The sequence below is a fragment of the Aliiglaciecola sp. NS0011-25 genome (assembly GCF_040370605.1).
Classification (GTDB): domain Bacteria; phylum Pseudomonadota; class Gammaproteobacteria; order Enterobacterales; family Alteromonadaceae; genus Aliiglaciecola; species Aliiglaciecola lipolytica_A.
On sequence record NZ_BAABWR010000002.1, the window covers coordinates 23,152 to 46,806 of the forward strand.

A 23,655-nucleotide genomic window follows, 5' to 3' on the forward strand; every position below is an offset into this window, starting at 1 on the left:
GAAAGATTTACACTCTTAATATTGTTTTCATATAATCAATCATTCAGCCAAGAATGTAATAAGAATAATTGAAACATGCTAAATTGCTTTTCCCTTAAAAAGTGCGGGTTGGACGTTATCTTGATTATAAAATCCGTGTGCTTTTATTTCTTCATGTTTGGCCTGCTTAATTCCGCTGTGGTTTTCGCTAATCAAAATAAACAAGTCGCTGATTTTATTTTTTCCTCAAAAGTAAATACATATGATTGTCCTGAAGACGATGCAAATATTTCTATTGGTGAGCACTTAAACCTTCCTGAAATAAACGACACACAACGTTTTCAATTAACCGTTATGAAGACTCATTGGCAAATTTGTGTTGGCAAACATGAGGAAGCCAAACAAGCGTTAATCGAACTGATTAATAATGCCGATGTGAATGAAGAAATGGAATATTACGCATCCGCTACTTATCAGCTGGGTTTTATCTATGATGTCCAAGAAAACTTGGAGCGATGTGAACTTTACGAACGCGCGGAGCAACTTTCCAAAAATAAATTTAAGGACATTCATTTAAGCGCGCAATTAGGCTTGATTACGGTCTGTCATGCTGACATGGATGAAGGTGTAAAACTGGGTAAAATGTATGCCTTATTAGAAACCTATGCTGTAAAGAATGATCAGGCGGCGTTAGCGCATATTCACAATAATATCGGGCTATTATATGCCTCACTCGGACAACAAATTTTAGCCGCTGAACAGTTTCAAAAGTCTTATGAATTGGGGTTAAGCACGTACACCAGTTCCAATTTGTTGGCCACTCTCATGAGTGTGATCTCTTCACAAATGGCGAGCGGGAATTTTGAAAAAGCCGAACAAGCAATCCAAGAGTTTAAGAGAGTAAATATCTCTGTGGATACCGCGCTTTCTAACGTATGGTTGCACTTTGCTGAGGCCGGATATCATTATAGAACTAATAATATTGAGCAGTTACGTTATAGTTTGGCGAAGTGGAAAATTTATTTAGACGCAATTAACAGCTCAACATTTAACAGCTTATTTCGTTGGTATAGTGCTGTGGTGTGTTATGAAGATGAAGATATCAATTGCTTAAAACAGTTTTTAGAAGATGAAAAAAACACCAGCGATGGCTATAAAATATTCATCAATAGAAACAAAGATTACTTAAAATTTATTGTGCAAATACAGTTGTTTTTAGGTGATGTTGAAAACGCGCAAAAAGCCTTTGAAGCATTTTCAGATGTTATGATTAATAAGACTATTGAGCAGCAAGAATCAGGCAAAATATTGGGTGTGGCTAATTTACACAGTCAAATACAAAGTTTGGAGTCCAGTCTACAAGAATCGAGAAACGAACGTATTCAAACAATCGTCATAGTCGTCTGTGTGCTTTTGATCGTGGTCATCGCAATTGTGTTTTGGTTACGTCGCAGATACCTCAATAGTTTGTCCTTTGATTCGGTTACCAATTTATTAAATAGTAAAGCTGCGCTGGCAAAAATTCGTCGTGTACCTGAACCTTCGCCTGGCCGCACTAATGCTTTAGCGTTATTTGATTTAGGTAACTTCCGAGATGTAAATCGTCAAATAGGTGCGACAAATAGTGAATTGGCGTTACAACAAATTTCGTCAACCCTTAGTCAGGTAACTCGCGATAGAGATATTTTAGGTCGGTTTGCACCTGAACAATTTATTGTGTGTTTAACTGACATAGAGGAAGATTCAGCCAAATCATTTTTTGAACGTATGAGATACGCTTTGGAAAGCACAATTTTAGGTGATCAACAAGGTCAGCAAGTGAGTATACGTTCAAGTATGAGTATATATATATCTAGCGGCACCTTCGATGATTTAGATGAAGTGCTTGATGACATGCTTCTGTCATTGGGTATTCAAACTGAGAGTGAATAAAGGGTTGTTGCATTTGGCTGCGATGCCTGTGTCTAGCATTAAAAATAGGTAACATGTCGAAATTATTATTACCCTTGAGTCAATACGATGAAGCTGGACGCATTAGACCTCCACGGTTCTTTTGGTGGTGCTGTTTATTTCTTGCCAAAAGCTACGTGATTTTTATTTTGTCTCTAAGTAATTTCCGCGATGCTGATGGCTTATTAGAAATATTTTACCCGCAAAAGAATGAACTGTTTATTGGTTTCGGAATTGGTGGTGGCGCGCTGCTCGCGATAATTATTGTGGCTTATAGAGAAAAGTGGTGGGACACAAAATGGCAATTTATCAGACGACTAATTAAACCTTGTTTGATTCTAACCGTGACTTTGGATTTGCTCCATCAAATACAAATTTCTTTGAGCCAACATTGGCAATTTTCTTGGGCGGTAGCGACCTTGTTTTTATTTGATTTAGTGGTGTTATATTGGATTTTCAAAAGTCGTCATTTACGTTACATGATTGCAGATTGGGCCGATAACCAGCCCGTATCTTCTTAAACTGACTTTCTTTATTATTTTATTGTACGCTATTTCCTACGGCTTGTTGAAAGTAGTCTTGCACACTGATTTGGCTGTCATTGACCAATCTTTGATAACAGATGCCGGCAAATGCATAAGACTTACCTGAATATTCCATAACCACGTAAGGGGCATCTTTGTCAGATTCATCATAGCGCCAATTTCCACCCACAAGCTGTTTAAATATTTCACCTATATATGCACCGTAAATATTAGATATTGTGAACACTGCATCATTTTCTAATGCTTGATCTTTGTATTTTTCAATCCAAGCTAAAATCACATCGTCCACTAAGGCGATACTTTCAACTGTGCCATCCAAAACCAGTTTAAATTCATCCAATGTTGTATCAATCGCGTTTTGGGCACTGTCTGCCATTAATTGATTGAGTTCGTCTTGGGTCATACGCATGAAGTATCCTTAATTATTATTCGTGTCGCTAAACTAATACCTTGATTGTGGCGACATAATTACCTTTTGTCTAATTTTCCAATCCAATTAAGCATCGGTTATCTAGGTATCGGCAATATGCCCAATTTCTTTTCTTTAATAGTAATGAATTCCAATTCCAACATTTATCAAGGTGAAATGTGGTTGTGTTGATCTCAAAATGATTAGATGGCGTATCTTTGATATGAAATATGCCTTTATATTGCCAACAACCGCTTTATTCGCGTTAGGTTTAATCGCTAGCCTAGTGCACTTTGATATTATTCCGGCGGGAATTACCATTCTTGAAAATCTAAAATCAGCTTTTGGAGAGTACTTTTACACCCTCATTTTCTTCATTATTTTAGCTGAATCAATTGTCTATGTGGGGTTCTATTTTCCAGGTCAATTTTTCGCGGTGGTGTTGGTTATTTTATCCAAGCCTAATTTAGAGGATATTCTATATTTGACCATAGCAATGGTTTTAGCAGCAACCTTAGGCTCTTTTCTTAATTACCAATTAGGCCGCTTAAATAGTAAGTCAAGTTCGTCTGATTCCGCGACTAATTTACGTTCATTATTACTGGCCATGGTACATATTAATTCACTGGCATTTTTTATGTTTAACCAAGGCGCTAACAAACGACCGTCAAAAGTGGTTTGGTTAGCGGGATTGCTTAATTTACCCTATTACTTAATATTGATAACCTCAACTGCACTATTAAGCGAAGAAATAATGCAGGTCGCGGAGAGCACCTGGTTAATGGTGTCGATTGTATTAATTTGGTTGTTCGTGGCTATTATTTTAGATATTAAAAAAGCCCGAGTGAGCAACCGGCTAACATGAGCAGTTTAGCTTGATAAAAACTTATTAATTGCTCGTGATGCAGCAAAAAAACCAAAACATGCGGTCACTGAAACGGATGCCCCAAAGCCGCTATTACAATCCAGTCTTGCGCTATTTTGAGTCTCAGATTTTTGGCAAGACACACTGCCATCACCTTGAGGGTAGCGCAGTTGTTCGGTGGAATAGACACACTCTACGGCAAATCGACGTTTGGGATTTTGACTGAAATTGTGAAAGCGCCTTAACTGATTGCGAAGTTTCGCCGCAAGGGGGTCTTGAATGGTTTTTGACAAGTCTGCGATGGTGATTTTGGTTGGGTCGATTTGACCGCCAGCCCCTCCGGTGCTAATTATCTTAATTTTATTTCGTTTACAATGGGCTATCAAAGCGGCTTTTGCAGGCACGCTGTCAATTGCATCAATGACATAATCAAATCCATTGTTCATATATTCATTTAAGTTGTCTGGGGTGACAAAATCTTCAATGCAATTTACATTACAATCAGGGTTAATTTGCTTTATTCGTGCAGCCATTACTTCCACTTTCGCTTCGCCAACGGTGTCGGTTAGGGCATGAATTTGGCGATTAGTGTTAGTGGTACAAATATCATCTAGGTCGATTAAGGTGATATTACCTACTGCTGTGCGGGCTAAAGCCTCAGCTGCCCAAGTTCCCACACCACCAATGCCGACCACACAAAAATGAGCGTCTTTTAGACGCTGTGTTTCGGTTAAACCATAAAGTCTTTCAGTGCCGCCAAAGCGAGATTTTTGTTCCTGCATAGATGAAATTTGTTCGCGATATTTCGATTGCCGCGCAGTATAACAAGTACTATCAATATTGCTAATTTATGACACTGTTTAGAAGTTAAAAAAATGAAAGGCAAAAGTTAATATTGTGCTTGTAATTGGCTTTAAATGGACGATTTACAGTTAATAGACATTCAGTTGTTGATTACTAAGCGCAGCTTTTATAGCATGCGTTTAACTATGTTTGTGGAACGGGTGATTTCTAGAATTAGGCGAGCTTCAAAGTATCCAATATTAGCGAGTTGCTAATCTAGACATCATTAAAATATAAAAAAGGAAAAATACATGAAACCAGTTGTACTCGCCGGCGGATCTGGAAGTAGATTGTGGCCAAAATCTCGAGCTGCATTACCAAAGCAGTTTTTGGCATTAACCGATGAAAACACCATGCTGCAAAATACGATTAGCCGACTCGATGGTTTGCAAGTAGAGCCTGCTATTTACATTTGTAATGAAGCCCATCGTTTCTTAGTTGCTGAACAGTTACGTCAACAAGGTAGGAAACATGGTGGTATTTTACTTGAACCTGTTGGCCGAAATACCGCGCCTGCTATTGCTTTAGCTGCGTTGCAAGCATGTAGCGAAGGTCAAGATCCGGTTTTATTAGTGTTGGCTGCAGACCATTTAATTAAAGACAATAAAGCCTTCCACAAAGCGATACAACATGCCAATGCATTGGCTGAACAGGGTAAACTAGTCACCTTTGGTATTGTTCCAGACAGTGCACACACTGGTTACGGTTATATTCGCAGAGGCGAGCAATTAAACCATTCTGAAACCGGATTTGCGGTTTCTCAATTCGTAGAAAAACCAGATATGGAAACCGCTAAAAAGTACGTTTCTAATGGTGATTACTATTGGAACAGCGGAATGTTTATGTTCAAAGCAAGTCGTTACTTGCAGGAACTGGAAAAATTCGCACCTGAGATGCTTAAAGTATGTAAAGACGCGATTTCATCTGAATCTAAAGATTTGGACTTCGTTAGAGTCGATGCTGACATTTTCGCTACCTGTCCAGATGATTCGGTGGATTACGCGGTAATGGAAAAAACTGACGATGCCGCTATGGTTCCTCTTGATGCAGGTTGGAATGATGTTGGCAGTTGGTCGTCGTTGTGGGAAACCTCAGATACAAAAGACTCCCAAGGCAATGTTTGTGTGGGCGATGTGATGCTAACCAATACGAATAATAGTTACATTAATTCAGAGCAGCGTTTAATTGCAGTGGTTGGTTTGGACGATGTGGTAGTTGTAGAAACTAAAGATGCAATTTTGGTAGCCAACAAAAATAAAGTTCAAGACATTAAAACCGTGGTTAACGAACTTAAAGCACAGCATCGACCTGAGTTTGAATTTCATCGTGAAGTATTCAGACCTTGGGGAAGTTATGACTCCATAGATAATGGTGGCCGTTTCCAAGTGAAACGAATTACCGTTAATCCTGGTGAAAAATTGTCAGTTCAAATGCATCATCACCGCGCGGAACATTGGATTGTAGTTTCAGGTACCGCAAAAGTGACTAATGGCGAAGAAACCTTCTTAGTTACTGAAAATGAATCGACATATATTCCAATTGGTATTGTTCATGCGTTAGAAAATCCAGGCAAAGTGCCTCTTGAGCTTATTGAAGTGCAATCAGGTAGTTATTTAGGTGAAGATGATATTGTTCGCTTTTCCGATAGATATGGTCGTACTGCTAAGTAAATAAGGATTTATCAAGATGCAAATTAGTTGTTTTAAAGCGTACGATATTCGCGGCAAGTTGTTGCAACAGTTGGACGAAAATGTTGCCTATCGTATTGGTCGAGCTTATGCCGAATACCTAAAAGCTAAAGACGTGGTGGTTGGTGGAGATGTTCGTCATACCTCTGCGCCATTAAAGTTAGCACTTAGCGCCGGTTTAGTTGATGGCGGGGCAAACGTTATTGACCTTGGGATGACAGGGACCGAAGAAATTTACTTCGCCACTAAACATTTAAAAGTGGATGGCGGAATCGAAGTTACCGCCAGTCATAACCCCATTGATTATAATGGTATGAAATTAGTCAAAAGCGAATCTCGTCCAATCAGCGGTGATACTGGCTTATTTGCAATAAAAGATATTGCAGAACAATATGAGCAGGCCATTGTCGATGAGCGTTTAAACTTTTTTTCGGATAAGCGCTGTAGCGACGACGCATTTTTAAAGGGGCAGGGTAGTGTTTCAACAGAAAAGCTTGCCACTTCAGGAAAGTATTCTCAACGTACCTGTTTACCCGCTTATGTTGAACATATGTTGTCTTACGTTGATTTGAAAAACTTTAAGCCTTTAAAACTAGTTGTAAATGCGGGTAACGGTGCGGCAGGAAAAGCGTTAGATGCCATTGAACAACAACTCAAAGAGCTAAATGTTGCCATTGAATTTATCAAAGTTCATCATCAACCAGATGGTGACTTTCCAAATGGTATACCAAATCCATTATTACCAGAAAGCCGAGCGGATACTGCCGATGCCGTCATCGCCCACAAAGCTGACATGGGTATCGCTTGGGATGGCGACTTTGACCGTTGCTTCTTGTTTGATGAAAAAGGTGACTTTGTTGAAGGTTATTACATTGTAGGTTTGTTAGCTAAAGCATTTTTAGATAAAAATGCAGACAGTAAAATCATCTATGATCCCCGTGTTTATTGGAATACCGAAGATATTGTTAAAGCAGCTGGCGGGACCCCGATAAAGAGTAAAACGGGTCATGCGTTCATTAAAGAAAGAATGCGAAAAGAAGATGCTGTTTATGGCGGTGAGATGAGTGCGCATCATTATTTTCGAGACTTTGCATATTGCGATTCAGGTATGATCCCATGGTTACTCGTTGCTGAGTTAATCTGCACAAGCTCTCAACCTTTATCTGAATTAGTTAAACAGCGAATAGCTGCTTTTCCTTCTTCGGGTGAAATTAATAGCTTGCTTGAAGACGCTGATGCTGCTTTACAAAGAGTTATCGCAAAATATCAGCCTTTGGCTGAGGTTATTGACGATACCGATGGTGTTGGCTTGGAATTTGGCAACTGGCGATTTAATTTGCGTAAATCGAATACAGAGCCGGTTATTCGCCTAAATGTTGAATCCTCAGGTGATATTGCCTTGATGGAGCAAAAAACAGCGGAATTATTGGAGCTCATTCGAGCTTAAAACCTCTTGTTTTTGATAATATAAACAACAAAAATAGCCCATTAGGGCTATTTTTTTATGTTCAAAATTGTTTTGGGATTTTGAATTTTAATTATTGAGACGTTTGCTGAATTAACCAAATCATCATTAAATGGCTACCAACGGTAATCGAGGTCAAGCGTATTCTTAAGGATCGATACCATACGGCCAAGGTGGAAAGTTTAAATTCGTAGAAAATAACCACAGTAAAAGCACAGGCTAAAGCAATCAGGGCTATCTTTGGAGGTAACCAAATAACACTTAACCAGGCTAAAATTGACGGCAACATGGCAATATACAACAAGCTAATAGAACGTTCGTTATTAATTCCGTCAAACCATAACACCCCACCTAAAAACGACAGTATTATAGCGGAGTATTGAATGAAGAAACCGACCCCTTCAAAGTAAGAAACGGTTTCCCATAGAATGAAAAAAGGCAACATGATAAATGGAATTAGGCCTGCGTACCCTAATATTTTGGCGTGGTATTTAAGCATTTTTTATCACTTATACTCGTTTTATTCGATGTTTACGTAAATTTAACTTAGCTAGTTCAATCGTTTTTCAAAAAACAATCGATTATTTAAACTGTCAATCATTAAACATTTAGGCAACATTGTGTAAATTTATAGTTAATGCCTGTTTAGTTGTTTATTGATTGTTCAGTTTACAAAAAAATAGCGCCAAAAAAGGCGCTATTTTTGAACATAACTAAAAGTTATTTTTTAATTGGGGTGTACTTTCTTAAGTTCTCACCAGTATAAAGCTGACGAGGACGCCCAATTTTTTGTCCAGGTTGACTAAGCATTTCATGCCAATGAGAAACCCAACCAACAGTTCTTGCTAATGCGAATATACAAGTAAACATGTTAGTAGGAATGCCAATTGCTTTAAGAATGATACCTGAATAAAAATCCACATTCGGGAAAAGTTTCTTCTCTGCGAAATAGGGGTCGCTCAAGGCGATTTTTTCAAGTTCCATAGCTACATTTAGCAAAGGATCATCGATATTCATTTCTTCTAGCACTTCGTGACAGCTTTCACGCATAACAGTTGCACGAGGATCGTGGTTTTTATAAACACGGTGCCCGAATCCCATTAGTCTGAAAGGGTCATTCTTGTCTTTAGCGCGGTCGATAAACTCTGGAATACGGTCAACACTGCCTATTTCTTGAAGCATGTTTAAGCAAGCTTCATTAGCTCCACCGTGAGCCGGTCCCCATAAAGATGCAACACCAGCTGCGATACACGCATATGGGTTAGCACCTGAAGAACCTGCAAGTCTTACTGTAGAAGTCGATGCATTTTGCTCGTGATCAGCATGCAGCGTAAAGATACGATCCATAGCTTTAGCAACAGCAGGGCTGATTTTGTAATCTTCAGCTGGTACAGAAAACATCATGTTTAAGAAGTTTTCTGCATAACTTAGATCATTACGAGGATAAACAAAGGGTTGACCAACATTATATTTGTAACACATGGCTACTAAAGTAGGCATTTTAGCGATTAAGCGATATGCACTACGAAGACGTTGTTCAGGATCGGTAATATCTAAATCATCATGATAGAAGCTAGAAAGTGCGCCTACTGTTCCACATAACATGGCCATAGGATGCGCGTCTCTGCGGAAACCTCTAAAGAAATTTGTTAATTGATCGTGAACCAATGTGTGACGTGTAATAGTGTTTTTGAAATCAGCATATTCTTCTGAAGTTGGCGTTTTGTCGTGTAACAACATATAACAAACTTCAATATAATCAGCGTCTCTGGCAAGCTCTTCGATTGAATAACCTCTATGAAGCAATACGCCTTTAGCTCCATCAATAAACGTGATGGATGATTCGCAAGAACCAGTAGCCATAAAACCAGGGTCAAAAGTGAAGTAACCGCTAGAGCCTAAAGCTCGAACATCTATTACGTCGTTCCCAGCAGTTCCCGAAAGTACCGGAAGTTCTACCTCTTTGTCGCCTACCTTTAAAATGGCTTTAGTTTCTGCCATAAGATGTTCTCCTTAGACTAAGTTCTTAAACTGTTATAAATATCTTAAATAATAACAGCCATGAAAAAAAGTGTGCTATTTGTACTTAGAAAGTTGCTGCAAGTCAATTTTAATACATGAATGTTTAATATTTATTCTCATAATGTATTCAGAATACCTATTAATATCGAAAACTTTGAATAAACAGTTTTTTTATCTAGAACAAAAATTGTAATTAAGCTCAACGCTGGATATACTTTGTGCCACTAAATGAAAAAAAACGCTTAGTTGTTAAAGGTTTAATAGTTAATTAACAAAGTGTTAACAGTTGAACTTGTTCAACTCAGTTTTCGTTTATGCACTATACAATAAAATAACTTTAATTAAATGCGTCAAACCTCAACAATGATTACAGGCACATAAAGTGAAAAAACAAAGACCAGTCAATCTGCAACTCAATACGATAAGTTTTCCCCCTTCAGCTATAGTTTCTATTTTACATCGGGCAACCGGTGTCGCAATGTTCTTCGCTCTGATTTTCGTAATCTGGGCTTGGGCTGTATCTGTATCTTCCCTTGATGGGTTTAATACAGTGCAAGAAGTTATGGCAGGGCCCCTTGGTAAATTCGTGGCTATCGGTACTTTATCCGCATTGACCTATCATATCCTTGGCGGTATCCGTCACGTGATTATGGACATGGGTCATTGGGAAGAAATTCAGTCAGGTAATTTAAGCGCACAAGCCACTATTGGTTTGTGGGTGTTAGTGACTATCGTTATAGGAGTGATATTGTGGTAACGGAACAAGCGAGTTTGAAACGTAATGGAGTGCAAGATTTTGTTACTCTGCGTGCTACGGCACTTATCATTACCTTATTTTCTTTTTACATGACATATTTCTTTATCGCCACTCCTGTGGTGACTTTTGAAGTATGGAGAGATTTGTTCTCTAGCATATTTATGAAAGTTTTCACTTTCATTACGCTAGTCGCAATTATGTACCATGTAAGAATTGGTCTATGGCAAGTTTTAACCGATTATGTCAAGGCTCCAGGTTTAAGAGCAACGTTACAATATGTACTTAACATTATTGCTTTTGTTTATGTTGCAGTTGGTTTATTTGTTTTGTGGGGTGTGAAGTGAGTATTCCGGTTCATGAGTTCGATGCAGTAGTAGTAGGAGCTGGCGGCGCTGGAATGCGAGCAGCTTTACAAATTTCTCAATCAGGCAAGTCCTGTGCGTTACTTTCAAAAGTGTTTCCAACACGTTCACATACAGTGTCTGCCCAAGGCGGAATCACTGTAGCCTTAGGAAACGCCCATGAAGATAACTGGGAATGGCACATGTACGATACGGTTAAAGGTTCTGATTATATCGGTGACCAAGACGCTATCGAATATATGTGTAAGACTGGTCCTGAAGCGATCATTGAAATGGAAAATATGGGTTTGCCATTTTCTCGTTTTGAAGACGGTCGCATTTATCAACGTCCTTTCGGTGGTCAATCTCAAAACTTCGGCGGTGAGCAAGGCGCTCGTACAGCTGCAGCGGCTGACCGTACAGGCCACGCATTATTGCATTTGCTTTATCAGCAAAATGTTAAAAATAAAACAAAAGTATTCAGTGAATGGTATGCCCTTGATCTCGTCAAAAACCAAAATGGTGATGTAGTCGGTTGTACTGCTATTGACATTGAAAGTGGTGAAGTCGTTTACTTTAAATCTAAAGCGGTAGTATTGGCTACCGGTGGTGCAGGGCGTATATACGCTTCAACCACTAATGCACACATTAATACTGGCGACGGTGTTGGTATGGCATTAAGAGCTGGTGTTCCAGTTCAAGATATGGAAATGTGGCAGTTCCACCCAACAGGTATAGCCGGTGCTGGTACGCTAGTAACCGAAGGTTGCCGTGGTGAAGGTGGATACCTTCTTAATAAAGACGGTGAGCGTTTCATGGAACGTTATGCACCAAATGCTAAAGATTTGGCTGGTCGTGACGTTGTTGCCCGTTCAATGATGACTGAGATTCGTGAAGGTCGCGGATGTGAAGGTCCTTGGGGTACGCATATTAAACTTAAACTAGATCACCTAGGTAAAGACGTTCTAGAATCTAGATTACCGGGTATCCTTGAGTTGTCTCGTACGTTTGCACACGTGGATCCAGTTAAAGAGCCAATTCCAGTTATTCCAACTTGTCATTATATGATGGGTGGTATTCCAACTAATGTTGATGGCCAAGCTATCAGCATCGATAAAGATGGCAACGAAAAACCAATTGGTGGGTTGTTTGCCTGTGGTGAGATTGCATGTGTATCTGTACACGGTGCAAACCGTCTTGGTGGAAACTCGCTATTAGACTTGGTTGTATTCGGTCGTGCCACTGGTCTTCACCTTGGTGAAGCTATCGATAAGATTGATTTTGCTGAAGCATCGCAAACTGATGTTGAAGAAGCGCTGGTTCGTTTCAATCGCTGGGAAAGCTCAGAAGTTGGTAAAGGCGAAGATCCAGTACAAATTAAGAAAGACTTACAGCAATGTATGCAGCTTAATTTCTCTGTATTCCGTGAAGGTGATGCGATGGCCGAAGGTCTTGCTGAATTGAAAGAAATTAGAGAAAGATTGAAATTCGCTCGTTTAGATGACAAGAGTAGCGATTTCAACACTCAACGTATTGAGTGTCTTGAACTAGATAACTTAATGGAAACTGCATTTAGTACGGCAGTTGCAGCGAACTTTAGAACGGAAAGTCGTGGTGCTCATAGCCGATTCGATTATCCTGACCGTGATGATTCACAGTGGTTATGTCACTCTGTTTATTTACCAGAGTCAGAATCAATGCTTAAACGTGATGTGAACATGACACCTAAATTACGTGAAGCATTTCCACCTAAAGCTAGAACTTATTAATTGGAGTAACGAAGATGAATCTTTCTTTCTCAATATATCGTTACAACCCGGATGTTGATAACGCACCACGCATGCAAGAATACTCGCTTGAAGTGGAAGAAGGGCAAGATATGATGGTGCTTGATGCGCTTATCGCCCTTAAAGAACAAGATCCTACGTTGTCATTCCGTCGCTCATGCCGTGAAGGTGTTTGTGGTTCTGATGGCGTAAATATGAATGGTAAAAATGGTTTGGCATGTATCACGCCGCTTTCCGCTTTAGGAAAAGGTAAAATTGTGGTTCGTCCATTACCTGGTTTACCAGTCGTACGTGATCTGGTCGTTGACATGAGTCAGTTCTATACGCAATATGAAAAAATTAAACCATTTTTGATCAATGACGACAATCATCCGCCAGCCCGTGAACATCTTCAACTTCCTGAAGAGCGTGCTAAGCTGGATGGCTTATATGAATGTATTCTATGTGCATGTTGTTCTACATCATGTCCGTCATTTTGGTGGAACCCTGACAAGTTCATTGGACCTGCTGGATTACTGCATGCTTATCGATTCCTAATTGATAGTCGTGACACAGCAACTGATGCTAGACTAAGTGATTTGGACGACGCTTTTAGCGTGTTCCGTTGTCACGGTATAATGAACTGCGTTAGTGTTTGTCCCAAAGGACTAAACCCGACGAAAGCCATCGGCCATATCAAGTCGATGCTACTACAACGGGCTGTTTAGTTTAGTCATTTAACACCAGTGGTGTTATTCGTGACAGCAAGTCTAAATAGCCATCCTTTGCAGGATGGCTTTTTTACTTAAAAAATCAAACCTTTTAGGTTTATTTACTTTTATTTTTTGGATATTTACGCATACTAGATATCCGGTTGTTAGCCTTACTTTTTAAAGGGACAATAATGCAACAAAGCGTGATGAAAGCATGGTGGGATTCTTCACACATGGCTGGCGGCAACGCTGCTTATATAGAAGAACTCTACGAAACATTTTTGGAAGACCCCAACAGTGTTTCAGAGCAGTGGCGAAGTATTTTCGAAAGCCTGCCTAAAGTAGAAGGCGTTGAATTAGATACCAACCATTCTTTAATTAGAGAACAATTTAAAGCGTTGGCAGCACTAGGCCCAGCGGCTAGAGCAACTAGCAGTGCACCTTCAAAAACTTCAACAAGTGATGATAAGCAAGTCAAAGTACTCCAGCTTATTAATGCCTATCGATTTAGAGGGCATCAACATGCCAATTTAGATCCATTGGATTTATGGAAGCAGCCTAGAGTTCGCGACTTAGAATTATCTCATCATAATTTGACTGAAAAAGATTTCGACACACATTTTAATGTGGGATCTTATGCAATTGGTCAAGAAACGATGACATTGAAGGATTTATTCACTTCTTTAAATAGAACTTATTGTGGTTCTATTGGTTCTGAATATATGCACATAACGGATACCGAACAAAAACGTTGGTTACAACAACGTATCGAATCGGTACAGGCAAAACCTGAAATTAGTCGTGATGAAAAAATCAATATTCTTAAAGGCTTAGTTGCTGCAGATGGTATGGAAAAATACCTAGGTGCTAAGTTCCCTGGAGCTAAACGCTTTTCGTTAGAAGGCGGCGATGCTTTAGTACCTATGCTCAAAGGGTTAATCAACCACGCGGGTGAAAGTGGCGCTAAAGAAGTTGTTATTGGTATGGCTCACCGTGGACGATTAAACGTACTTGTGAACGTTTTAGGAAAAAATCCATCAGTTTTATTTGATGAGTTTTCCGGTAAACACGATGAATCGCTTGGCGCTGGTGATGTTAAATATCACGCTGGTTTTTCGTCTGATTTCGCTACCGGCGGTGGCAACGTTCATTTAGCGTTGGCATTTAACCCTTCACATTTGGAAATCGTAAACCCAGTTGTTATCGGTTCAGTAAGAGCGCGACTTGATCGCCGCAACTGTGCTGATGGTTCTACCGTACTACCAATTACTATTCATGGTGACTCTGCCATTGCTGGACAAGGCGTTGTGCAAGAGACATTTAATATGTCTCAGACACGGGGATTCAAAGTAGGTGGTACAGTAAGAATAGTGATAAATAACCAAGTTGGTTTTACCACTTCTAAAACTGAAGATACTCGTTCCACTCAATATTGTACTGATATTGCAAAGATGGTTCAGGCGCCTATTTTTCACGTTAACTCTGATGATCCTGAAGCGGTTTTATTCGTGACAAAATTAGCATTAGATTATCGCAACACATTTAAACGTGATGTGATGATTGACTTGGTATGTTATCGACGTCATGGCCACAACGAAGCCGATGAGCCGAATGCAACTCAGCCGTTGATGTACCAAAAAATTAAAAAACATCCTGTGCCACGCGCATTGTACGCTGATCAATTAACGACTGAGGGCAGCATTGAAGCGCACGAAGTGGAAAAATTGGTCAGTGAATACAGAGCAGCGTTAGATCACGGTGCATGTGTTGTGCCTGAATGGCGTCCAATGACCGAGCACTCTGTTGATTGGACTCCTTACTTAGGGCACGATTGGACTGCTGAATATGACGCATCAATTGAGAAAGAAAGGTTACTTGAGCTAGGTCGCTCAATAGTTAAATATCCTGAAGAGTTCAAATTACAATCTCGGGTTAAGAAACTATATGGCGATCGTGAAGCCATGTTAAAAGAAGAAAAACTGATAGATTGGGGTATGGCAGAAAATCTGGCCTACGCTGATATAGTATCTAAAGGTACGAATATTCGTTTAACAGGGCAAGATTCAGGTCGCGGCACATTCTTCCATCGTCATGCTGTGTTGCATAATCAAGTTGATGGGGCTGAGTTTATGCCTCTACAAAACATTGACGAATCTCAAGGTAAAATGGAAATCTACGACTCGGTTTTATCTGAAGCCGCAGTTGTCGCATTTGAGTTTGGTTATGCAACCGCTGAACCTGGCACATTAACCATTTGGGAAGCACAATTTGGTGATTTTGCCAACGGTGCGCAAGTGGTTATTGATCAGTTTTTAAGTTCTGGCGAAGCTAAGTGGGGACGTTTATGTGGTCTAACATTATTGTTGCCACATGGTTATGAAGGACAAGGTCCGGAACATAGCTCAGCTAGATTAGAACGTTTTCTACAATTATGTGCAGATCACAATTGGCAAGTTTGTGTGCCTTCTACACCTGCACAGGTTTACAATATGATCAGACGTCAAGCTATTCGTCCGATGCGTAGACCTCTAATCGTGATGTCACCAAAATCACTTTTACGTCATCCTTTGGCTGTTTCTAGTTTTGATGAATTGACCGATGGTATCTTCCATAATGTCATTGACGAAATTGATGAAATTAAGCCAGCTGACGTTAAGCGTGTTGTAATGTGTTCAGGTAAAGTATATTACGATTTGTTAGAACAACGTCGTAAAAATGAACAACACGATGTGGCTATAGTCAGAATTGAGCAACTTTACCCATTCCCAAGTGAGGAAATGGTGGCAAACATAACCAAGAAATACGCACATGTAAAAGATTGGGTATGGTGTCAAGAAGAACCACAAAATCAGGGAGCTTGGTATTGTAGCCAGCATCATTTCTGGGCATCTATTCCAGAAGGCGCAAAATTGACCTATGCGGGTAGAACTGCATCTGCTTCTCCTGCAGTTGGCTATAACGCGGTTCACAATCAACAGCAAAAAGCGTTGGTTGATGATGCACTTACTTTATAATTAGGAACCAGTATGACAATAGAAATTAAAGTACCGGTGCTACCAGAATCAGTAGCAGATGCTTCGATTGCCACATGGCATGTCAAAGTTGGTGACAAAGTCAGTCGTGATCAAAATCTTGTTGATATTGAAACCGACAAGGTAGTGCTAGAAGTTGTATCCCCAGAAGAGGGTATAATCACAGAAATTATGGATGCTGAGGGTGATACAGTCCTTGGTGAACAAATAATTGCAAAACTAGAAGAAGGCGATGGCGCTAGCAGTACTAAAGCATCTGCAGCTCCAGCCGCTAGTCAACCATCTACATCAAGTACAAAGGGTAAATCAGTGGAAATTAAAGTTCCTGTGCTGCCAGAATCGGTAGCTGACGCAACAATAGCAACATGGCATGTACAACCTGGGGAAGCTGTTTCTCGGGATCAGAATCTAGTGGATATCGAAACTGACAAAGTAGTGTTAGAAGTCGTTGCTCCAGCAGACGGTTCTTTGAGTGACATATTGGCACCTGAAGGCGAGACAGTTACTGGTGAACAAGTCATCGCTAATTTCATCGAAGGTGCGGGTGCTGCAGCCCCAACTGCTGCAGAGTCTGCAGAAGCCGAATCAGCAGAAGAAAATGATGCACTTAGTCCTTCGGTTAGACGTTTATTAGCTGAAAAAGGCGTAGACGCGGCTAACATCAAAGGTACTGGTAAAGGCGGACGTATCACTAAAGAAGATGTAGAAAAACATCTTAAAGGTGCTTCTAAACCTGCAGCCAAAGATGCACCAGCCGCGCCTGCTGCTTTAGTCGGTGAGCGCACTGAAAAACGTGTTCCAATGACACGTTTGCGTAAAACCATTGCAACTCGTTTGTTAGAAGCGAAAAACTCTACTGCAATGTTGACAACATTTAATGAAATCAACATGAAGCCAATTATGGATTTGCGTAAGCAATACCAAGAAAGCTTCGAAAAGCGCCATGGTATTCGTTTAGGTTTCATGTCGTTTTATGTAAAAGCAGTAACTGAAGCGTTAAAACGTTTCCCTGAAGTAAATGCATCAATCGATGGTGATGATATTGTTTATCATAACTATTTTGATATCTCTATTGCGGTTTCTACTCCTCGCGGTTTGGTAACGCCAGTATTAAGAGATTGTGACGCATTGGGGATGGCAGGGATTGAAAGCGGTATTAAATCTCTTGCGCTTAAAGGTCGTGATGGCAAACTTGCTATGGATGATCTACAAGGTGGTAACTTTACTATCACTAACGGTGGTGTTTTTGGGTCATTGTTATCAACTCCAATTATTAATCCTCCACAAAGTGCGATTCTTGGTATGCATAAAATCCAAGATCGTCCAATGGCGGTAAATGGAAAAGTTGAAATTTTACCTATGATGTATTTGGCGTTATCTTATGACCACCGCATCGTTGATGGTAAAGAATCCGTAGGCTTTTTGGTTACGGTAAAAGAAATGCTAGAAGACCCAACTCGTCTATTATTGGACGTTTAAAACCTTGGTCTAAATCGAATTGATAGATGATAACGGAAGTTATCATCTATCCGAATGTCGGTATATTATCGACACCTTTAATCAAGTCGCTGATGTGCGGCTTTTATATTAAATTAAACGGATAGAAACACCATGAATTTGCATGAATATCAAGGTAAGCAATTATTCAAAGAATATGGCTTGCCAGTATCTGAAGGGTTTGCAACAGATTCTCCAGAAGAAGCTGCAGCGGCGGCTGATAAAATTGGCGGAAGCGAATGGGTAGTTAAGTGCCAAGTACACGCGGGTGGCCGAGGTAAGGCTGGCGGTGTTAAATTAGTTAAATCTAAAGACGAAATAAAAGCTTTTGCTGAAAAATGGTTAGGTAAGAACCTAGTTACATTTCAAACAGACGAAAACGGCCAACCAGTTAGCAAGATCTTAGTTGAATCTTGTACTGATATCGCCGATGAACTTTATTTAGGTGCGGTTGTAGACCGTACTTCTCGTCGTATCGTTTTCATGGCGTCTACTGAAGGCGGCGTTGAAATTGAAACTGTTGCTGAAGAAACACCTGAAAAGATTTTAAAAGCTGAAATTGACCCAATCGTTGGTGCTCAACCATACCAAGCTCGTGATATGGCATTTCAGTTGGGCCTTAAAGGCGTACAAATTAAACAGTTCACGCAAATATTCTTAGGTTTAGCAAAAATGTTTGTTGACCTTGATATTGCCCTGATCGAAATCAACCCTCTAGTAATCAAAGCTGACGGCGACATTCATTGTCTAGATGCTAAAGTTGCTATCGATGGTAACGCAGCATATCGTCAGCCTAAAGTTAAAGCTATGCACGATCCATCACAAGATGACGCTCGTGAAGCTGAAGCGGCTAAATGGGAACTTAACTATGTAGCACTAGACGGAAACGTTGGTTGTATGGTTAACGGTGCCGGTCTTGCAATGGGAACTATGGATATTGTTAACCTTCACGGTGGCAAACCAGCTAACTTCCTTGATGTTGGTGGCGGTGCAACTAAAGAACGTGTAGCAGAAGCATTTAAAATTATTCTTTCTGACAGCAACGTTAGTGCAGTATTAGTTAATATTTTTGGTGGAATTGTACGTTGTGACATGATCGCTGAAGGTATTATTGGTGCAGTTAAAGAAGTTGGTGTAAACGTACCTGTAGTTGTACGTCTTGAAGGTACTAACGCTGAACTAGGACGTGAAGTATTAGCTGCTTCTGGCCTAGATATCATAGCTGCAAGCAGTCTAACTGACGCAGCTCAGCAAGTTGTTAAAGCTGCGGAGGGCAAATAATGTCTGTATTAATTAATAAGCATACTAAAGTTATCTGCCAAGGTTTTACTGGTGGTCAAGGTACTTTCCACTCTGAGCAAGCGATTGCTTACGGTACTCAAATGGTTGGTGGTGTAACTCCTGGTAAAGGTGGTACAACTCACTTAGATTTGCCTGTATTTAACACAGTACGTGAAGCTGTTGAAGCAACTGGCGCAACTGCTTCTGTTATTTATGTACCTGCTGCATTCTGTAAAGATTCAATTGTCGAAGCTGCTGATGCGGGCATCGAATTGATTATTTGTATCACTGAAGGTATTCCAACAATCGACATGTTGTTCGTAAAAGAATACTTGACCGTGAAGGGCGTTCGTATGATCGGTCCTAACTGTCCAGGTGTGATCACTCCTGGAGAATGTAAAATCGGTATCATGCCTGGCCATATCCATAAGCCTGGTAAAGTAGGTATTGTTTCTCGTTCTGGTACATTGACTTATGAAGCCGTTAAACAAACTACGGATGAAGGTTTTGGTCAATCTACTTGTGTAGGTATTGGTGGTGACCCTATCCCAGGTTCAAACTTCATCGACATCCTGAAATTGTTCCAAGAAGATCCAGAAACAGAAGCTATTGTTATGATTGGTGAAATTGGTGGTTCTGCAGAAGAAGAAGCTGCTGAATTTATCAAAGCTAACGTTACTAAGCCTGTTGTATCTTACATTGCTGGTGTTACTGCACCTGCTGGTAAGCGTATGGGTCACGCTGGCGCAATTATCGCCGGTGGTAAAGGTACAGCTGATGAGAAGTTCAAAGCACTTGAAGATGCCGGTGTTAAAACGGTTCGTTCACTTGCTGATATTGGTAAAGGGCTACGCGAAATTACTGGTTGGTAATCTGCGTTTAATTTGCTAGATAAAACCCGTCATTTGGCGGGTTTTTTTTATTTATTTTAGTCTAAAAAACGACCTTTTTATGGCTATTTAAAGTCGTCTAAAAAACACAAATATTTAACAATAATCTCGTTATTAAATAATATCCTGTTGTCTCAATGTTAATCATGATCTTGACTTTCCCTTTGCTATTATTGTGCCTAAATATGAGAGTAAATCTGTTTTAGTTACCTAGTAATCCATCTTCTCGTTCAAATATTATAAATAAATACAGAAGCTTAAGATCATTTCATTCGTTCCAACTTTCCTGATTAGATCTTCATTTTTAGCCAAAATCTATGCATCACTGCATTGAATACGTATGCACAGCATTGAGTGTTCTGTTAACACAGATGTAACATTGTATGATCGTAAATTTTGGTGTTATTGGCCAATCGTATTTAGATTGTCGATAAAATTTTCAAATAGAAACCACAAACGGGAACGGGAAACACACATGAAAAAATTCAGACCCAGTTTGATTACAACAGCTTTGCTTGCAAGCGGTATGACACTCACAAGTATAAGTGCCCTTGCTCAGGAAACAGAGTTGCAACAGCCTGATGCAAAGGTGGATCAAATCGAAAAAATAGAGGTTAAAGGATTCAGAACAAGTCTAATAAAGTCCCTTAACCAAAAGCGTTTCAGTGACACTGTTTCAGAGCAATTATCAGCTGATGATTTAGGTGGTTTACCAGATGTATCTATGGCAGATGCATTGACGCGTTTACCCGGTATTTCAGCGGTGAGAACGGGAGGGCAAGCTGCTGAAATAAATATCCGAGGATTATCTGGTGATTTTGTTTTTTCAACTTTAAATGGTCGAGAACAAGTATCCACTAGCGGATCTCGCTCAATCGAATTTGATCAATACCCGTCTGAATTAATTTCCTCTGCAGCGGTATACAAAACTCCCAAAGCATCCTTAATTGAAGGTGGAGTAGCAGGCACAGTTGAGTTGCAAACAGCTAGTCCATTGTCTATTTCAGAAGATTACAAGTTCAATATGAATGTGCGAGGCATGTATAACGATCGGGCAGGTGAAGTGTCCGATGCAGAAGAATTTGGTCACCGCATTAGTTTTTCTTTCCAAACTAAAATGCTAGATGACACTTTAGGGCTGGCGCTAGGTTACGCAAGGTTATTTCAGCCTAGTGTATCTACTCAGTTTATAGGTTTGGCCTACAATACTGAGCGTGATGTAGATTTCCTCGAAGGTGATGAGGAAAATTATGACCCTACCTCTGATGTGCCTAAAGATCAGCAATGTATCGAATGTGAATTCGTCAGCGAAGGATTCGAGATGCAGCACAAAGGTGGCGAAGAAACCCGTGATGGTTATATGGCCGCTATCGAATGGGCACCCACTGATAATTTTGTATTAAAAACCGATGCATTTTATTCCCGTTTCGATTCTGAGGAATTTGCCCGTGGTTTTCGAGTTAAGCTAGAACCAGGTACCGCAGTCATTACTAACCCTGTTGTGGATAATAATACGGTTATCGGCGGCACATTTAGTCGCGGTACAGATTCATTTACTCGTGTTGAGTTGGTGAATGATGACAATCAGGATTTTGATGAAATTCAGAATTTCGGATTAAATGCAGATTGGCAGGCTACGGATAATTTGAATATCAAAGTCGATTTTTCATATTCAAAGGCCAAAAGTGAATTTAGAAACGGTCTATTGTGGTCATTAGTAGGGGCCGAAGATGAAAGTGGAACGCCTCGATTTGATACCGATATTTCAATTTCATATTTGCTCAATGGATTGGATTTACCGGATATCGGCTTTAGTCAATTTGATGATTTTTCAGATGTAAATAATGTCTATGTGACCAAATACGGTATCTATCCTTATGAAAATGAAGATGAATTATTTGCATATCGTTTAGATCTTACATATGAAGTTGATAATCCATTTATTTCTTCATTTGAGGTTGGGGTTCGTTATTCAGACCGCGAATACTCTAATGATCGCTCAGTATATGAATATGGCAGCGACTCTTCATTTTCCGCCAGTCAACCGCCTTTGGCGTTGAATGATCAGTTGGCTTCTGTGGTCAATTGGGAAGGGGATTTTGGTTATTTCCCAAGTTACCTCTCTGTGGATCTTGATAGCGCATTGTCAGCTTGGTTCCCCGAAGGAACACCACAGCCAGTTCAAACCTGGGGAGCAGGTCATCCTGGTGTGATCAACAGTCCAGGCGGCACCACTAATACGGCATGGTCGGTGTTAGAAAGTGGCGAAGTCTATGAAAAAGTGTTGTCTGCCTACATCATGGCAAATATTGACACTGAAGTCGGTGATTTACCCATTACAGGAAACATTGGTATTCGTCGTGTTGAAACAGAACAATCATCTACGTTTTTACAAGATGTAAGTCGCAGTATTCAAATTGAAGGGACTGATCCTGATACCGGAGAGACTATCTTAGTTGATGTAGTTATGGGAGATCCTGAGTTAGGTGCGCAGTTAATCACCGATGAAGTTGGCTTGATCAATAATTTTTACCGTCCAGAGTTGTTAGTTGATAAATACACAGACTATTTACCTTCGTTCAACTTGAATTTTAAATTGACCGAGCAAGACCAACTTAGATTTGCAGCGGCAAAAGTGATGGGTAGACCTCCGATTAATCGCTTATTCGCCAATTCAAATGTTCGTGTAGCTGATGTCAACGCGACTATGAATCCAGATTCTGGGGAAATTTCCGTTGATCGTGATGCCGAGCTATCCGGTAGTTCAACCAACAGCCCTTATTTACGTCCATTTTATGCTAATCAATATGATATCTCTTATGAGCATTATTTTGATGAAACCGACGGAGCAATTGTTGTCGCGTTATTTTACAAAGATATTAAGTCATTTATTAATGACTTTACCATCGACCCCTTTGATTTCGCTGGCAATGGCTTCCAAACCCCTTCTTCTATTGAAGTACCTGTGTTCTTAGATTCTGATGATCCAAGCGCCGAAGCAACGCAAGCCACAGATGCCAATGGTGAGCCATTGTTCATTACGGTTCCAACCACGAATGGACCCTACACAACGGCCGTTAACAATAGAGAAGGCGGTTATATTCGTGGTATCGAATTGGCTTACACCCAAGTTTATAGTTATTTACCTGCACCTTGGGACGGCTTAGGGGTGAGTGCGAGTTACTCCTACACTGAAAGTGAAATTCAATTTCAAACAAATTTAGGTGGGACAAGTGTTCCGCAACAATTACCCGGACTATCTGAAACGGTAGTAAATGGCACACTTTTCTGGGAATACGAAGACTTCGAAACTCGCGTGAATGTGCGCTGGCGTGATGCGTTTGTCTCAAAACAAGTTGCTGTAAATGAGCAAATTGTTAACTTCGATGACGAACTCATTATTGACTATCAAGCATCATACGACATCAATGACAATCTAGGTGTGTTGTTTCAAATTAATAATCTAACGGATGCACCCACCAAAAGTTATTTCGGTCGAGAATCTCAAACCGGCACTATTCAATACTTTGGAACCCAATACTTCCTTGGGGTGACGTACTCGCTATGAAACTAACCAAACTTTTTAAATCGAATCGTCGCTGTCAAAAGAAA

The 23,655-nt window shown here is 40.1% G+C and carries 18 protein-coding genes; 14 read left to right on the forward strand and 4 right to left on the reverse strand.

Going from position 1 to position 23,655, the window contains the following annotated elements:
- Positions 1-120: 120 nt before the first annotated feature.
- Together ABWV72_RS02005 and ABWV72_RS02010 are read left to right on the forward strand one after the other, a co-directional pair.
- Positions 121-1,911 (forward strand): diguanylate cyclase domain-containing protein, encoded by a 1,791-nt coding sequence (locus ABWV72_RS02005; protein ID WP_353368447.1) that lies wholly within the window; start codon positions 121-123, stop codon positions 1,909-1,911.
- A 53-nt stretch (positions 1,912-1,964) separates the two neighbouring features.
- Entirely contained in the window at positions 1,965-2,450 is a 486-nt protein-coding gene (locus ABWV72_RS02010) for a DUF2919 domain-containing protein (RefSeq protein WP_342808052.1), read from the forward strand.
- A 19-nt stretch (positions 2,451-2,469) separates the two neighbouring features.
- Here ABWV72_RS02010 and ABWV72_RS02015 read toward each other — a convergent pair whose 3' ends face one another.
- Entirely contained in the window at positions 2,470-2,883 is a 414-nt protein-coding gene (locus tag ABWV72_RS02015) for a hypothetical protein (protein WP_216046420.1), read from the reverse strand.
- A gap of 223 nt (positions 2,884-3,106) precedes the next feature.
- Here ABWV72_RS02015 and ABWV72_RS02020 point away from each other — a divergent pair, with 223 nt between their 5' ends.
- Positions 3,107-3,748 carry a hypothetical protein gene (locus ABWV72_RS02020; RefSeq protein ID WP_342808054.1) on the forward strand — a complete coding sequence of 214 codons (642 nt, stop codon included), beginning with the start codon at positions 3,107-3,109 and terminating at the stop codon, positions 3,746-3,748.
- A 5-nt stretch (positions 3,749-3,753) separates the two neighbouring features.
- Here the strand turns inward: ABWV72_RS02020 and tcdA are convergent, their stop codons facing one another.
- The gene (tcdA, locus tag ABWV72_RS02025) at positions 3,754-4,530 is read right to left on the reverse strand and encodes a tRNA cyclic N6-threonylcarbamoyladenosine(37) synthase TcdA (protein ID WP_353368448.1); all 777 of its coding nucleotides are present in this window, start codon (positions 4,528-4,530) and stop codon (positions 3,754-3,756) included.
- Between the two features lie 312 nt (positions 4,531-4,842).
- On the opposite strand from tcdA, the gene ABWV72_RS02030 reads away from it, so the two are divergent.
- Together ABWV72_RS02030 and ABWV72_RS02035 are read left to right on the forward strand one after the other, a co-directional pair.
- Entirely contained in the window at positions 4,843-6,261 is a 1,419-nt protein-coding gene (locus ABWV72_RS02030) for a mannose-1-phosphate guanylyltransferase/mannose-6-phosphate isomerase (protein WP_342808058.1), read from the forward strand.
- A 16-nt stretch (positions 6,262-6,277) separates the two neighbouring features.
- Positions 6,278-7,726 (forward strand): phosphohexomutase domain-containing protein, encoded by a 1,449-nt coding sequence (locus ABWV72_RS02035; RefSeq protein ID WP_216046424.1) that lies wholly within the window; start codon positions 6,278-6,280, stop codon positions 7,724-7,726.
- Positions 7,727-7,817: 91 nt separating this feature from the next.
- On the opposite strand, the gene ABWV72_RS02040 is transcribed toward ABWV72_RS02035, so the two are convergent.
- Positions 7,818-8,243 carry a DUF3429 domain-containing protein gene (locus tag ABWV72_RS02040; protein ID WP_216046425.1) on the reverse strand — a complete coding sequence of 142 codons (426 nt, stop codon included), beginning with the start codon at positions 8,241-8,243 and terminating at the stop codon, positions 7,818-7,820.
- Between the two features lie 221 nt (positions 8,244-8,464).
- On the reverse strand, positions 8,465-9,745 hold the full coding sequence (gltA, locus tag ABWV72_RS02045; protein ID WP_353368451.1) for a citrate synthase: 1,281 nt from the start codon (positions 9,743-9,745) through the stop codon (positions 8,465-8,467).
- 403 nt (positions 9,746-10,148) lie between these two features.
- Between gltA and sdhC the strand changes: the two genes are divergently transcribed.
- The 9 genes from sdhC to ABWV72_RS02090 all read left to right on the forward strand — a co-directional run bounded on the left by sdhC (position 10,149) and on the right by ABWV72_RS02090 (position 23,611).
- Positions 10,149-10,523, forward strand: coding sequence for a succinate dehydrogenase, cytochrome b556 subunit (gene sdhC / locus ABWV72_RS02050; protein WP_216046427.1), 375 nt, complete (start codon positions 10,149-10,151; stop codon positions 10,521-10,523).
- Complete coding sequence (gene sdhD, locus ABWV72_RS02055; protein ID WP_216046428.1) at positions 10,517-10,867, forward strand: succinate dehydrogenase, hydrophobic membrane anchor protein; 351 nt, start codon at positions 10,517-10,519, stop codon at positions 10,865-10,867. The genes sdhC and sdhD overlap by 7 nt, the downstream gene beginning before the upstream one ends.
- Positions 10,864-12,633: a succinate dehydrogenase flavoprotein subunit gene (gene sdhA, locus ABWV72_RS02060; RefSeq protein WP_216046429.1), complete on the forward strand. Its 1,770-nt coding sequence runs from the start codon at positions 10,864-10,866 to the stop codon at positions 12,631-12,633. Before sdhD ends, sdhA begins: the two co-directional genes overlap by 4 nt.
- 14 nt (positions 12,634-12,647) lie before the next feature.
- The gene (locus ABWV72_RS02065; protein WP_216046430.1) at positions 12,648-13,358 is read left to right on the forward strand and encodes a succinate dehydrogenase iron-sulfur subunit; all 711 of its coding nucleotides are present in this window, start codon (positions 12,648-12,650) and stop codon (positions 13,356-13,358) included.
- 176 nt (positions 13,359-13,534) lie between these two features.
- Positions 13,535-16,357: a 2-oxoglutarate dehydrogenase E1 component gene (gene sucA / locus ABWV72_RS02070; RefSeq protein WP_216046431.1), complete on the forward strand. Its 2,823-nt coding sequence runs from the start codon at positions 13,535-13,537 to the stop codon at positions 16,355-16,357.
- Positions 16,358-16,369: 12 nt separating this feature from the next.
- Positions 16,370-17,854 carry a 2-oxoglutarate dehydrogenase complex dihydrolipoyllysine-residue succinyltransferase gene (gene odhB / locus ABWV72_RS02075; RefSeq protein ID WP_303501040.1) on the forward strand — a complete coding sequence of 495 codons (1,485 nt, stop codon included), beginning with the start codon at positions 16,370-16,372 and terminating at the stop codon, positions 17,852-17,854.
- 132 nt (positions 17,855-17,986) lie between these two features.
- Positions 17,987-19,153 carry an ADP-forming succinate--CoA ligase subunit beta gene (sucC, locus tag ABWV72_RS02080; protein WP_216046433.1) on the forward strand — a complete coding sequence of 389 codons (1,167 nt, stop codon included), beginning with the start codon at positions 17,987-17,989 and terminating at the stop codon, positions 19,151-19,153.
- Positions 19,153-20,025, forward strand: coding sequence for a succinate--CoA ligase subunit alpha (sucD, locus tag ABWV72_RS02085; protein ID WP_216046434.1), 873 nt, complete (start codon positions 19,153-19,155; stop codon positions 20,023-20,025). Before sucC ends, sucD begins: the two co-directional genes overlap by 1 nt.
- Positions 20,026-20,518: 493 nt before the next feature.
- Positions 20,519-23,611 carry a TonB-dependent receptor gene (locus ABWV72_RS02090; RefSeq protein WP_353368456.1) on the forward strand — a complete coding sequence of 1,031 codons (3,093 nt, stop codon included), beginning with the start codon at positions 20,519-20,521 and terminating at the stop codon, positions 23,609-23,611.
- The last annotated feature ends 44 nt before the right edge of the window (positions 23,612-23,655 follow it).

Bases quoted from the DNA above. Each gene is read 5' to 3' on its own strand.
- ABWV72_RS02010 (WP_342808052.1), top strand. From the start codon at position 1,965: ATGTCGAAATTATTATTACCCTTGAGTCAATACGATGAAGCTGGACGC.
- ABWV72_RS02015 (WP_216046420.1), bottom strand. From the start codon at position 2,883: ATGCGTATGACCCAAGACGAACTCAATCAATTAATGGCAGACAGTGCC.
- ABWV72_RS02020 (WP_342808054.1), top strand. From the start codon at position 3,107: ATGAAATATGCCTTTATATTGCCAACAACCGCTTTATTCGCGTTAGGT.
- tcdA (WP_353368448.1), bottom strand. From the start codon at position 4,530: ATGCAGGAACAAAAATCTCGCTTTGGCGGCACTGAAAGACTTTATGGT.
- ABWV72_RS02030 (WP_342808058.1), top strand. From the start codon at position 4,843: ATGAAACCAGTTGTACTCGCCGGCGGATCTGGAAGTAGATTGTGGCCA.
- ABWV72_RS02035 (WP_216046424.1), top strand. From the start codon at position 6,278: ATGCAAATTAGTTGTTTTAAAGCGTACGATATTCGCGGCAAGTTGTTG.
- ABWV72_RS02040 (WP_216046425.1), bottom strand. From the start codon at position 8,243: ATGCTTAAATACCACGCCAAAATATTAGGGTACGCAGGCCTAATTCCA.
- gltA (WP_353368451.1), bottom strand. From the start codon at position 9,745: ATGGCAGAAACTAAAGCCATTTTAAAGGTAGGCGACAAAGAGGTAGAA.
- ABWV72_RS02065 (WP_216046430.1), top strand. From the start codon at position 12,648: ATGAATCTTTCTTTCTCAATATATCGTTACAACCCGGATGTTGATAAC.
- sucA (WP_216046431.1), top strand. From the start codon at position 13,535: ATGCAACAAAGCGTGATGAAAGCATGGTGGGATTCTTCACACATGGCT.
- odhB (WP_303501040.1), top strand. From the start codon at position 16,370: ATGACAATAGAAATTAAAGTACCGGTGCTACCAGAATCAGTAGCAGAT.
- sucC (WP_216046433.1), top strand. From the start codon at position 17,987: ATGAATTTGCATGAATATCAAGGTAAGCAATTATTCAAAGAATATGGC.
- sucD (WP_216046434.1), top strand. From the start codon at position 19,153: ATGTCTGTATTAATTAATAAGCATACTAAAGTTATCTGCCAAGGTTTT.
- ABWV72_RS02090 (WP_353368456.1), top strand. From the start codon at position 20,519: ATGAAAAAATTCAGACCCAGTTTGATTACAACAGCTTTGCTTGCAAGC.